We start from the raw sequence: 12,539 nt of genomic DNA on the forward strand, positions 1-12,539 counted from the left end.
TGCCCAAAAATAGCTCAAAACCTCTGCCCTAGTATTTTTGGGTATTTATACTCATTGCAAAAGTGACACGCTCCCAATAAATACCTCCTCAAGAAATTCTTTAACAACCATGTAAAACCTGAGTTTACGTGGATTAAAGAGGCAGGTATTTGCCAAAAAATTACCCAGTATGCGTTTGATAACCTTGGGGATTCTTTCTCTAGATTCTTCTCAAAAAAAGGTGGCTATCCCAAATTCAAGAAGAAGGGGCATCACGATTCTTTCACTATTGATGCGAGTGGTAAGCCTATCCCTGTGGGCGGTACATCTATAAAGTTGCCGACAATCGGCTGGGTAAAAACTCACGAGGGATTGCCTCATACAACTTGCAAGTCAATTACCATTTCGCGCACTGCCGATAGTTGGTTTATCGCATTTGCCTACGAACAACATCATGAACCTACAATCAAAAGTCATGATGTTGTAGGAGTTGATTTGGGAGTCAAAGAGTTAGCTACACTTTCAACTGGCGTAGTATTTCCGAACCCAAAGCACTACAAAGCACATCTCGCAAAACTCAAGAGGTTGTCAAGGGTTCTTGCCAGAAAAGTCAAGGGTTCCGAGAATAGATACAAAGCCAAAATTCAATTAGCAAAGCATCACGCTAAGGTAGCAAATCTTAGAAAAAATACTCGGCATCAAATCACTACTTACTTATGCAAAAACCACGCAAAAATAGTAGTAGAAAATTTGAACGTTTCCGGGATGTTGGCAAATTATAAACTAGCTCAAGTAATAGCTGATTGTGGATTCCATGAATTCAAACGCCAGTTAGAGTACAAGGCTAAAAAGTTTGGCTGTGAAATAATCGTTGCCGACCGATGGTTCCCGTCGAGCAAGACCTGTTCAAACTGTGGACACATCCAAGATATGCCACTCAAAGAAAGGACTTATAACTGTGGAAGTTGTGGTCATTCGATGGACAGAGATTTAAACGCAGCAATTATGTTATCGCGGTTGGCTAAACCGTGAAAGCTTACTGAGGGATAACCGCTCCCATGCTCCCGATGAAGTAAGAAGCAAATGTCTAGACTTGTCTAGTATTTGTGTAGCAGAAATAGAAATTTTCCCAATCTCCTCATCTCCCGCTCTCCCGCTCTTCCGCTCCTCATCTCCTCATCTTTCAATCTCCCCCTTTCCGCATCTCCCCATCTCCCGCTATCCTCATCTCCCGCTATCCTCATCTCCCGCTATCCTCATCTCCCGCTATCCTCATCTCCCGCTATCCCCCTCGCGGAGAGAAGATCCGCCGGATTTGGTATAAAGGGCTTCAATTATTTTGGTTCGTACTGAGCCTTTTTTCTCTTGACAAGTAGATACACTTGTATATGCCTGCGGAAGGAACTTTTGCAGACATCTCGCCATCTCTATCCCTAAGTAAGTTATTTCCTAGGACAGATGGTAATTTTGTCAAATCATTGTTACCTTTTGTAATATATACTAAAGCCAGATGGGAAATCGGGCATCCCGAAACCAACGGTCGATCGCTGAAACAACTTACAAATCTGGTTAATCCAGGTGTTCAGTTTTAAGTCACCTTTACTTACAGAGGAGTCAAAGTCATGAGCCAACCAGCAGAATTGTCTTTGGAACAGCAATTTAGCCTGTGTTCCTTCAAAACACAGGTAAGTGACATGAGCCGCGAACAAGCTCAGGAGTTTTTGGTCAAGCTTTACGAGCAAATGATGCTACGAGAAACCATGTACCGCCATTTTCTGAAACACCACTGGGGTTTAGAACCTAACCCAGGTGTTGAGTAGCCAAGAGTCGCAGTCGGCGACCTCCGTCTCTTACTCTGTTCCCTCAAGCGGAAAGGAGTTGGGGGTGATGGGGCGTCACTCGAAGGCAGAAGCTAGAACGCATCTGTAAAGACGTGAGGAAAATTTGACAATTCCTTTGTGGATTTCACTGAATGTGGAAGTCGATGTCAGCAGTTTGTCGATCGACACCACTGGAGAGTGCAAAGATAATTTATCGCGTCTCAACTCGAAAATTGGACAACTATTAATAAAAAGTGTTAATTTTTTAACCACTTAAAATTTTTAACAAATTCAATATATTTTTGTTTATTTGCAGCGGATGAGGTTTGACAACAATGGCGCTAGTCGGACATCTGAGCGCGACCTCCGACTAGCAAAACCTTTAGTTTTCACATCACAATCCCTAGAACTGGCAACTGTGGCCTCTAGAAAGAGTTATTCCGGCTGACGTTCCAGAGTCGCCTCCATTGTACTTGTCAAGTAATGACCAGACATGATGCCGCTAGATTGGTAGTAGCGGTTCTCATCAACCCGGTGAAGGGTATCAAAACCCGTCCGCCGCTGGCGTTCGTCTCCCAATACCCAATAACGCTGGACGATCGACTGGGGAGCAATCCAACCTTCGCCCTCGACGCGGGCGAGTTCGCTGTGTTGGAGTACAAAAGTATACTGCCGTTCATCACTGTTGAGGTGTCCTCGGTACTGCAAAATAATCTCTTCGCGATCGCCTCCAGGAAATACGAGCTTTGTCACCATACTGAACCAATCTGTTCGGTTCCAGCTCACTAAAGTTTTGCCTTTAACCGTAATTGGCACGCCATTGCGCTCAATCCAGCTTCCTTCGAGCGTCCATTGGCCAGATTCCATTAAAAACGTGTGAGCCACAGTGCTGTTCCTATGCTTTTCCTGCTGGCTACAATGCTGGTGCAACAACGCACAGCCGTTGTCCCTCAGACTCTATGCTATCACGCCCAACTGTGCCAACAAGAGTTAATTTCTCCTAAAAGTACCGATGTCCGGGCACCAGTAACTTGAGGCAGATTGCCGGGAATGCCCCGAACCCGCCATGCGGCTAAAACCGCGAACGCGATCGCCTCTTTAAAATCTACATTCAAGCCTGCCTCTGAAGTAGTCAACACTTGCACTGGATGCAATTGAGATTGCAATCGGCGTTTTAAGTAGAGGTTGTGGCTGCCGCCCCCGCATAGTAAAACTCGATCGGGCATAGCCGGTAAAAAAGTTTGGTAACTGTGAACGATCGAGGCAACAGTCAGTTCTGTCAGAGTAGCCAGCACGTCAGCAGGACTGAGGTTGTAACCTTCGGCCTCGACCAAACACCTGTCAAAATAGTCTACACCAAATAGCTCTCGCCCCGTTGATTTCGGAGGTGGTTGGCGGAAGAACTCTGATGCGAGCCAATCCTCGACTAAAGCTTGACAGGGAGTGCCCGATGCCGCCCAAGCTCCACCTTCGTCGATCGTCTTAGTGCCGCCTGAGAAGTGCTGTACTGCCAAATCTAACAGGGAATTCGCCGGGCCTGTATCCCAGCCCGATATGCCATCCCCAAGACTGAAAATCTCAGACTCGTCATTCTTTCCCCCTTTTCCCCTGGCCGGAAGATAGGTAACATTGCCAATTCCCCCTAGATTTTGGATGCAGAGGCTGATGTTGGGTTCCGCCAGCAGGCAGGCATCAACTATTGACACTAAGGGTGCTCCTTGACCCCCGGCCGCAATGTCTGCCGATCGAAAGTTACTCACCGTAGTAATTCCTGTCAATTCCGCAATTAGCGCGCCCCGCCCGATTTGCAAGCTGTAGCCCATTAACGCACCGGCGCTGTCTTTCTGGGCTTTCCCAGCAGGTCGGTGGTAGACGGTTTGACCGTGAGAGCCGATTAATTCGGCTTTATCATATTCTGCTTGAATTGTCAAGGCTGCCCTGGCAAATTCTTGGGCGATGGCATCATCTAATTGGGCTAGTTCAGCCATTGACAAAGCTGAGCCACTGCAAACCGAGAGAATTTGCGATCGCAAATTAGCAGGATAAGGGAAAGTGTTGCCGGCCACCAATTGCACTTTCAAGTCTGTTTGGGAACCGACCACATCCACCAAAGCAGCATCTATGCCATCCACCGACGTGCCGCTGATCAAACCGATAACGCGGGTCATTCTATTTTAGATTTTAGATTTTAGATTTTAGATTGTTCAATTTTTCGATTTTTCGATTTTAGATGGTCGGGTGCGATCGGGCGATGAATATTATTTGAGGTCGATCGTCACGATCACCACAGTAATATTATCGCGTCCACCTTTATCCTTCGCTGCTTGAATTAAAGCATTTGCAGCGCCCTCGCAGGCGCGAATCGACTTCAGAGGCGAAGCTATCAAAGGATCGGAAAGTTCTTCAGTCAAGCCATCGCTGCAGAGCAGCAAGCGATCCCCAGGCTGCACGTCCACCGGCAAAATATCTATCTCCCGCAAATCATCGCGGCCCAAACACTGGGACAAAACGTGACGCCAAGGATGAGAGCGAGCCTGGTCAGGAGTTAGGGCCTTTCTTTTCACAGCCTGAGCCACCCAAGTCTGGTCTTCAGTAATCTGTTCCAAGCGAGATCCGTGCAGTCGGTACAAGCGAGAGTCCCCGATATTAGCGCACCAGGGTCGGCCCTCATCCCTAAACATGAGAACCACAGCCGTAGTTCCCATATCAGCACGCTCCGGGTGGTCGAGCTGATCCGTCAAAATTGCTTGATTGGCAATTAAAAAAGCCTTTTCCAACAACAGGGGAGAATCCTCTGGCCCTTCCCAATGTTCGAGCAAATAAGATTGAATCGCCTGAGTCGCAATCCGGCTGGCTTCTTGACCTCCGGCGTGTCCTCCCATTCCGTCGGCCACTATGAAAAATCGCCCGTCAGAGTCTATGTAGTACGAATCCTGATTTACGGAACGAACTAGCCCTGTGTCTGTCTTACCTGCGAAAGAGCGTTTCATCAGAAAAAATGGGTCTGAAACCCCGTCCTTGTAGGACGGCTTTACATAGATTTTTGTTAAGACGTACCATCTTACATAAGAGGTGCTACTATGTAAAACAGCACATTTAAAGTAAGCATGACACTAAAAGCCTTCAGCTATCGATTATACCCAACGCCGGAACAGGAAAATTTGTTGCGACGTACTCTGGGTTGTGCTCGTTTGGTCTACAACCGTGCTTTAGCCACAAGGACTGAAGCTTGGTACACAGAACAGAAACGAGTAGGATATGCTGAGACTTCTTCAATGTTAACCGAATGGAAGAAAACTGAAGAACTAGATTTTCTTAACGAAGTTAGCTGCGTGCCTTTGCAGCAATGCTTGAGACATTTACAGACGGCTTACACCAATTTTTTTGATGGGCGAGCAAAATACCCTAACTACAAAAAGAAACGTAACGGTGGCAGCGCAGAATTTACTAAGTCGGCATTTAAGTTCAGAGATGGACAAATCTACTTAGCAAAAAACACACAAGCATTGCCAATTCGCTGGAGCCGTATATTACCTGATGGTGCCATACCATCAACTATTACGGTAAAGCTTGCACCATCGGGCAGGTGGTCAGTTTCTCTACTGGTAGATGTAGAAATTGAAAAATTACCCGAAACAGGTAATCAAGTCGGTATCGATTTGGGAATTACCAGCTTGCTTACCTTGAACACTGGCGAAAAGATTGTCAATCCCAAAGGATTCAAAGCAAAGTATCGCAAACTTAGAAGAGCGCAGAAAGCTTTAAGTCGTAAGCAAAAGGGATCAAATAATCGTTACAAGGCACGACTTAAAGTAGCGAAAGTGTATCAAGAGATCACTGATGCAAGGAAAGATAATCTTCACAAGTTAACGACGCGGTTGGTGCGTGAAAACCAAACCATCGCCGTAGAAGACTTAGCTGTGAAGAATATGGTTAAAAATCGGAAACTCGCCGCTTCTATAAGTGACGCAAGCTGGGGGGAATTGGTCAGACAACTTGATTACAAGTGTGATTGGTATGGTCGCACTTTAATTAAGATTGATCGCTGGTTTCCGAGTTCTAAGCGATGTGGCAATTGTGGCCACATTGTTGACAAGTTGCCGTTAAATATCCGGGAATGGGATTGCCCTAAGTGCGGTACTCACCATGATCGTGATATTAACGCTGCGAAAAATATTTTGGCGGCAGGGCTTGCCGTATCAGTCTGTGGAGCGACTGTAAGACCCCAACAGAGTAAATCTGTTAAGGCTGGTGCGAAATCCCCGTCAGGGAAAGAAGCAGAAACCTAAGTTGTGAGTCTTAGGAATCCTCGCCCTTATAGGGCGGGGTGGATGTCAAATTGTAGATCGTATGATGGTAATCCCATCTTAAAATTTCGGTAAACCCAGTAAATTAAGCAGCACCTGCAAAAAAAACAGGATTTATACCCAAAATCAGAGGTTTAGCTGGCGAAAAACTTAGGCAGCAACCGGGTTTTTCGCCTCAAAGCGCGTAAGTGTTGTAAATTTTAGCAATCTGTGGTATGGCAGCCAAAACTTAACATTCGAGGTCAAATTTTGGCTGGCGAGAAATCTCAAACCTGAAATTTCAAATCCCAAATTGCCCCATTATGACATCCTGTCTAAACGATCGATCCGCTTGAACAAACGCATAAGAGCCAACCCTGCACCCGCAGCCAGCACGGCAACAGCGACAGCCGGCCAGACCTGATTGCTGACAAACAAAATTGTCGCCGACAAAGTAAAAGCACTCATCAGCAAAGCATAATTCGTGCCCATTTGAGCGCTGCTCATCCGGCGGAGCAAACGCTCTGTTTCGGCAGAACGGACGCGAATCCGCAAATCTCCCTGTTCGAGTTTATCAATAGTCTCCTCAATCCGGCGGGGCAAACCCAAAGCACTCGAACTCACCTGAGCCGCCTGACGGCCGATTTCATTAAAAATGCTGCTACTTGTATCATGGCCATTTCCATTAGTCATAAGCTGCATGGCAAAAGGTTGTGCCACCTCCATAAAGTTGAACTCGGGATCTAAACCTCGGCCCACCCCTTCGATGGTGGAAAAAGCTCGCATTACAAAAGTAAAAGTAGCTGGGAAGCGAAAAGGTTGATTGTAGGCAATATCGTAAAGGTCGTCGGTAATCGCGCTCACAGACTGATTTTCAAAAGGCTTGTCCATGAAGTTATCCAGCATATACTGGATGCTGCGGCGCACCGGACTCATATCACCCGTAGGCACCAAGGCTCCCAAATTGATCAGAGAATCCATAATCCGCTGTCCATCCTTGGAAGCAATGCCGTAGAGCGTCTCCATCAGTCCTTCGCGGACGTTCGACTGGATTTGCCCCATCATGCCAAAATCGTAGAAAATCAGACAACCGTCAGCACTAACTGCGATGTTGCCGGGGTGTGGGTCAGCGTGGAAAAAGCCGTCGTTGAGCAACTGGCGCAAATAAGCTTTTGCGCCCAACTGAGCGATTAATTTACGATCGATACCGGCCGCTTCCAAAGCTTCGTAGTGGCTGATTTTAATCCCCGGCAGGTATTCCAAAGTCAGCACTCGCGGAGCCGCGTACCGCCAATAAACCCTCGGCACCCGCACCCAGTCACAGTTGCTAAAATTGCGGCGAAAAGTATCAGCATTGCGGCCTTCATGGAGATAGTCAATTTCCAGCCACAGAATGCGACAGCATTCCTCATAAATCCCCATCCAATCGCGGCCGCGGCCCCACTTAGGATGGTTTTGAAAGTAGCGGGCTATTCCCTTAAGAATTTGCAAATCGATCTCGAACAGTTTCCGCAGTCCCGGCCGCTGCACCTTGACCACCACTTCCGGGCCCGAATGCAGTTGAGCTTTGTGTACCTGACCCAGACTGGCAGCAGCCAGGGGCACCGGGTCAAAGCTGCGGTAGAGTTCTTGAACAGTCTTGCCCAAGTCTTGCTCGACAATTACCTCTAACTGCTCGTAGCTGAAAGCAGGCACTTTATCTTGCAGCTTAGAAAGTTCCTCGACAAACTCTGCGGGGAACAAGTCGGCGCGGGTGGAAAATAATTGGCCGACTTTAATGAAAGTTGGCCCCAAATCCAAGAGTGTTTCTCGAACCCAGATAGCTTGAAAGCGCCGTCTGGCAACTTTCTTTTCTTCAGTCACGCCTCCCCAGTAGCTCCAATTTTTGCTGTCGAGCCACAGCGAAGCCAGCCAGAGCAAGACAAAGGCCCAAATGTCGAAGAAGCGCCGCTTCCGGGAGTATTTTTCGCGATTCCAGCGATAAGCTTTACTTTTGTAGGATTTACTAGGAGTTTTTTGCTCATCGGCTTCGCCAGTGTGCTTGGGGGAGCGCTGGCGATTAACAGAGTCATCAAGGAGAGCAGACACTTGGGTTCCCAAATTGCTTATTTTATGTTGTTGCTTTGATTGAAAGTAGGAGCGCAGGAGCGCAAAGCAGTGCGCTCACGTTGTAAATAATAGTTGTGGTCGAGTCGATCCCTAGGGCAAACTGCTGCGGTAACGCTGCAATTCCGATCGCACCAGAGCCACTTCGGCGCGCAGCTCGTCAATAGTCGCTTGCAAATCAGCGGGATGGATGTCTTGAATGGTGGTGGTGCGATCGGTGCCAGTTCTGGTCTGCATCGCCTCATCCGAAGCTCTATTGGCCCGTTCCACAACTCGATCGGTGAACTGCCGCAGGCGTTCTCTTTGTTCTGCGTCAAATTTGCCGAGTTCAGAGAAAGCGTTGGTGGCCGCGCTTTCTAATTGCTCGTACAGTGCTTCGGCAAGTGCTCTGCCTACAAAAAAAGCATGAACTGGGGGTTTACTCATAAAAAATATTCGGTAAGTGGGAAACTCAGAGTCTTTAGACCTGAGAGGAAAACGACTCGGCGGTTTCAACCGCCTTGAATCCCCTTTCGGGGTTAGAGGGGTATGGTTGCCCCTCCAATGGAGATACAGTTGTCTCCTTCCTCCCTTGCGGGGTAATGTTCGTGCAGACCTGGTTATAAAGGCTTGTTAGACCTGCAACACTGTCGAGCGTGACTTTAAAACTGTTTAATTGCAGATGACAGAGCGGAAAACTGGCGTCGCACTCAAGGAGTGTCGTGACCTGAATAACGTCTCCTCCTGAGAGGGGTCTGGTCAGAACAGCTTGTAAGAAATTACAAGCTCAGTGGCTTTAGCCCTGAGTTCCTGACAAAAAATCTCTGTGCGCTTCCGCAACAAATTATAACTTGCTTGTCCCCGATGATGCTTGCTCCCAAAGGAAGGAATTTTGGGGGAATTGACACTCCCACCCCGAGTGTCGGAGATGGGATTCTTGAGATTTAGAACAGTCTAACGCGCCACGGCGTAGCCCTAAAGCGTCGCTTACACTGGCTCAAATTCGAGGTTGGGGTTGCTTTGTACCAAAATGTTTGCAGCTTGGCAGTATTAATACGCGACATCACACCACCTCAGCGCCGCGCACATATTATAACATAATTTAAATCCAAATAGAAAACAGTCCTGCAATTTTTTGCGGGCATTTAGATTGCCGAGGGAATAGGAAATATTCGATAAACTCAGACGGCGACTGTTGGGATTTTCAGATTCGACGGAAGTTTTTGGAAGATAGTCGTTGGCTAGGTAGGGCCTTATTATCTCAACTACTGAGCGGATATTTGCTGACTCATAAAACCAAGTATTTGTCCGCACTTTTAACCAACAAAAACCATACTAATTTGTCGCAGGTTCGGGAAAAGGCATTGTGGGATCTGCCACAGGGGGTGGTGAATCAGGTGCGATCGAACTATCTGAATAGTTGTCACTGCCGCTTGGTATTGCAGGCTCAGGCGATCGCTCGATCGGCGAGGCTATTACTGGTGACGGGGATTCCGACGACGGCCAGGTTTCAGCGCTAGCACTCTCAGGGGCAGGTGGGGCGGGTGGGGCGGGCGGTTCTGGAGGCAGGGGCGCAACTTCCGGTACCGGTGCGGCTTCTGGTTCGGGCTCTGGCTCGATTTCGGTTTGAGGCTCTGGAATGAGGGACTCAGAAGGCTCCTCTGCGGGTTCTGGCGCCGGGGATGGCTCAGATTCCGCTTCGGGATCTGGGGCGGGAGTTTCCTCGTTTGGAGACTCAGAAAGTTCGGCGCTAGTTTCTGAGGACTCGATTTGTTCGGGAATGTTGCTGCTGTCTAAGGGGGGTTTGGGGAGCTTGTTGAGTTCGATGGGGTAGAGAGGGGTGCTTTCGACAGACGGCTGTCCGAACATCGGCTCTGATAAATCGCGGGATTTGAGCAAATCTTCGAGAGATGGGAAGGATTCAATTTTGGGACTATTACTGAGACTGGTGCTGTTGTAGTGCGATGCTAGGTCAAAACCCATCCAGCCTGCAATTGCAGCCGTTACCACAAATGCCACAAAAGTCAACTGCGGCGGGGGAGGTGCGGGCAATCTTAGACTTTGCTTGCCTTTTCTTTTTACTGATACTCGCTCTGTTTCTTGCAGCATGGTGAGCCAATTTTCCACTGTCTGAGGGCGGTTGTGGGGGTCGATTTCGAGTCCCTGAAGGATGGCTCGCTCGATTCCTGGGCTGAGGTTGGGCTGAAATTGCCGTAAGTCAGTCAAGGGAATGCGATCGCGCAGGGGTGCTGCTACGGGCGCCACGCCGGAGAGTAAGTAGTAGAGGGTGGCGGAGATCGCGTAGATGTCAGTGGCCGATGTACATTTACCGTCATGGAGGTATTGTTCGATCGGCGCGTACCCAGGGGAGAGCAAGTTGGTGTGGGTTTGCTTGGTGCCGGCGGTAAAGCCGCGAGCAATTCCGAAATCTATTAACATTACTACGTGAGAATCGGCTCGCCGGATAATATTTTCTGGCTTGATATCTCCGTGCAGCAATCCGCTGTGGTGAACTGTACTTAAGGCTGAGGCTATTTGCCGAATATAGTGCAGGGCCTGGGCTTCTGGGAGCGGCCCATCGGTTTCGACTATTTGGGCGAGAGTTTGGCCCGGAATGTAGTCCATTGCAATAAAAGACTGTCCGGCTTCTTCAAAAAAGTCGATTACCCTGACTATGTTGGGATGCTGACACCGCGATCGCTGTTGGGCTTCGGCAATAAACTGCTGCTGAAATTGGGCAGATTCTGGGTGTTGGCGCAGACTTTCGTTGAGGGTTTTGAGTACGACGGTTTGGTTTAAATGGGTGTGGATAGCTCGGTAAGTGATGCCGAACCCTCCTATCCCTAAAGTCGCGTTAATTGTGTATTTGCCCTGTTGCAGGACTGTTGCTGGCGCTAAGTTCATCTTCAGTTGATGCCGTTTCCCAAACTATGCTACCGCCTTTGGGTTATTTCGCAGAGTTAGGGGTGAGGTTCGATCGGCGCCCTAGTTTGAGCTTTAGCTCTGCTATATCTTTAATCTTGGCATCCCCACGTCATTTTATCTGTAGTAGCGTGAAACTTAACGCTCCGGCTTTCCAATAATAAAAATCCCGCTCTTGTGGAACGGGAAAGCCATCAGGGTGCATCTATAATATCTGACTCTAACTTGTGGGGGGTACAACCCCTCATTGCTTTAGCAAGTCTTTAAAATTAGCCGATTTTTGTAAAAATTTAGGTTTTATGTTGACTTATGAGCAATCTTATGATCGCTAAGATTGCCGGATGGCGATCTTGAGCTTGGGGAATTGACACTCTCACGTCTGATGTTGCTCCCAGAGTCAAACATTACAGACCAGATTACCTTTTTGGCTCTGATGAAGTTCAGGCGAGCGGCATAAAATAACAAAGAGGCATCGTATGGGGCTTAATCTTGAGACTGCACATGGCTCAAACCTTGTAAATAAAAAGGCTGTAAGCATTCTCCCGACATTTGTAGCCCATAGCCATAAATGCTTCAATCGCTGTTCGCGTTACACAGCAAGGCCTGGAGGCAAGCTCAAGTTCTCCGAAGGGGGGAACTTGAGCTTAAGTTGTCACAAATGGGGTCTTCCTAGTAACGAGAAGCGATAGATTAGCAATTAGCAGCAATTAGTAATTACTTATTCTTTGGTTTGAATATGTCTGTTAAACAATCACATTACGAGACTTTACTAGCAGAGTACAGCGAATCTTCTGCCGCGATCGCCCTGCTGAAAAAATATCGGGTTTACATGGAAATGATTCCGAGTATCCGCCGCGCCCATGAGAGTTTAATCACAATTCCTTTGCCAATTGCGCGCTTGCGGGACGGGGTTTCTTATGCCGGAAGCAGCGGCACTAGCATATCGCCCGGACAGGCAGTTTGTTTGCCCTGCGATTTGGCGATTTTGATGTGCGATCCTGAATGGAAAGTTAAAATTGGAGTGGAAATTTTGATTTTCATTCATCGTCCGGGCGAAGAGTTTTCTGAGTTGCTCGGCCGCTGGCGGCAGTCTCAGGTTTGGCTGGATAAAGGTTACGAATGGGTGATGCCACACCGCTACAGACATATTTACAGCGATGAAGCTGAGGCTGTTCATCCGCTATTTGTTTTGTTTGAGGAAACGCCGGAACTGGTTCAACGGGGTTTGATGGCGGCGGGTTTGCCGTTTGTGGTGGAAAGTTTCGAGTCGGGGAGTGAGGAAGTAGAGGAGGAAGAGTTTCTGGGTAGCGGGGAACTGGGAAGTATTGGTGAAGAGAGTTTTGATTTGTAGGGTGGGTGCGATCGCCTATAGCCATCCTATTGCTTGAAGTAAAGTAGATTTTTTTTTAAACCGCAGAGGGCGCAGAGGGCGCAGAGAAAGAGAAAA

Annotated in this window: 9 protein-coding genes and 1 pseudogene; 4 read left to right on the forward strand and 6 right to left on the reverse strand. The window is 48.1% G+C overall.

Annotation, left to right across the window (positions count from 1 at the left end; genetic code table 11):
• Nucleotides 1–108: 108 nt before the first annotated feature.
• Both QUA88_RS08230 and QUA88_RS08235 read left to right on the forward strand, forming a co-directional pair.
• A pseudogene (locus tag QUA88_RS08230) lies at nt 109–1,011 on the forward strand (RNA-guided endonuclease InsQ/TnpB family protein); the annotation flags it as partial.
• A 590-nt stretch (nt 1,012–1,601) separates the two neighbouring features.
• On the forward strand, nt 1,602–1,799 hold the full coding sequence (locus QUA88_RS08235; protein WP_006635253.1) for an NblA/ycf18 family protein: 198 nt from the start codon (nt 1,602–1,604) through the stop codon (nt 1,797–1,799).
• A 435-nt stretch (nt 1,800–2,234) separates the two neighbouring features.
• On the opposite strand, the gene QUA88_RS08240 is transcribed toward QUA88_RS08235, so the two are convergent.
• The 3 genes from QUA88_RS08240 to QUA88_RS08250 form a co-directional block, all read right to left on the reverse strand.
• Nucleotides 2,235–2,684, reverse strand: coding sequence for a hypothetical protein (locus tag QUA88_RS08240; protein ID WP_333056052.1), 450 nt, complete (start codon nt 2,682–2,684; stop codon nt 2,235–2,237).
• Nucleotides 2,685–2,764: 80 nt separating this feature from the next.
• The gene (locus QUA88_RS08245) at nt 2,765–3,967 is read right to left on the reverse strand and encodes an anhydro-N-acetylmuramic acid kinase (RefSeq protein ID WP_333056053.1); all 1,203 of its coding nucleotides are present in this window, start codon (nt 3,965–3,967) and stop codon (nt 2,765–2,767) included.
• Between the two features lie 90 nt (nt 3,968–4,057).
• Nucleotides 4,058–4,789: a PP2C family serine/threonine-protein phosphatase gene (locus QUA88_RS08250; protein ID WP_333056054.1), complete on the reverse strand. Its 732-nt coding sequence runs from the start codon at nt 4,787–4,789 to the stop codon at nt 4,058–4,060.
• 117 nt (nt 4,790–4,906) lie between these two features.
• On the opposite strand from QUA88_RS08250, the gene QUA88_RS08255 reads away from it, so the two are divergent.
• On the forward strand, nt 4,907–6,088 hold the full coding sequence (locus QUA88_RS08255) for an RNA-guided endonuclease TnpB family protein (protein WP_333056055.1): 1,182 nt from the start codon (nt 4,907–4,909) through the stop codon (nt 6,086–6,088).
• A 318-nt stretch (nt 6,089–6,406) separates the two neighbouring features.
• Here QUA88_RS08255 and QUA88_RS08260 read toward each other — a convergent pair whose 3' ends face one another.
• The 3 genes from QUA88_RS08260 to QUA88_RS08270 form a co-directional block, all read right to left on the reverse strand.
• On the reverse strand, nt 6,407–8,173 hold the full coding sequence (locus QUA88_RS08260) for an AarF/ABC1/UbiB kinase family protein (protein WP_333056056.1): 1,767 nt from the start codon (nt 8,171–8,173) through the stop codon (nt 6,407–6,409).
• Nucleotides 8,174–8,284: 111 nt separating this feature from the next.
• Nucleotides 8,285–8,617, reverse strand: a complete 333-nt coding sequence (locus QUA88_RS08265; protein ID WP_333056057.1) for a DUF6825 family protein — start codon at nt 8,615–8,617, stop codon at nt 8,285–8,287.
• Between the two features lie 888 nt (nt 8,618–9,505).
• Nucleotides 9,506–11,074, reverse strand: a complete 1,569-nt coding sequence (locus QUA88_RS08270; protein ID WP_333056058.1) for a serine/threonine-protein kinase — start codon at nt 11,072–11,074, stop codon at nt 9,506–9,508.
• Nucleotides 11,075–11,828: 754 nt separating this feature from the next.
• Here QUA88_RS08270 and QUA88_RS08275 point away from each other — a divergent pair.
• Nucleotides 11,829–12,443, forward strand: a complete 615-nt coding sequence (locus QUA88_RS08275; RefSeq protein WP_333056059.1) for a hypothetical protein — start codon at nt 11,829–11,831, stop codon at nt 12,441–12,443.
• Nucleotides 12,444–12,539 lie beyond the last annotated feature (96 nt).

The organism is Microcoleus sp. D3_18_C2 (assembly GCF_036702395.1).
GTDB lineage: Bacteria > Cyanobacteriota > Cyanobacteriia > Cyanobacteriales > Microcoleaceae > Microcoleus.

Bases quoted from the DNA above. Each gene is read 5' to 3' on its own strand.
- QUA88_RS08235 (WP_006635253.1), top strand. From the start codon at position 1,602: ATGAGCCAACCAGCAGAATTGTCTTTGGAACAGCAATTTAGCCTGTGT.
- QUA88_RS08245 (WP_333056053.1), bottom strand. From the start codon at position 3,967: ATGACCCGCGTTATCGGTTTGATCAGCGGCACGTCGGTGGATGGCATA.
- QUA88_RS08250 (WP_333056054.1), bottom strand. From the start codon at position 4,789: ATGAAACGCTCTTTCGCAGGTAAGACAGACACAGGGCTAGTTCGTTCC.
- QUA88_RS08255 (WP_333056055.1), top strand. From the start codon at position 4,907: ATGACACTAAAAGCCTTCAGCTATCGATTATACCCAACGCCGGAACAG.
- QUA88_RS08265 (WP_333056057.1), bottom strand. From the start codon at position 8,617: ATGAGTAAACCCCCAGTTCATGCTTTTTTTGTAGGCAGAGCACTTGCC.
- QUA88_RS08270 (WP_333056058.1), bottom strand. From the start codon at position 11,074: ATGAACTTAGCGCCAGCAACAGTCCTGCAACAGGGCAAATACACAATT.
- QUA88_RS08275 (WP_333056059.1), top strand. From the start codon at position 11,829: ATGTCTGTTAAACAATCACATTACGAGACTTTACTAGCAGAGTACAGC.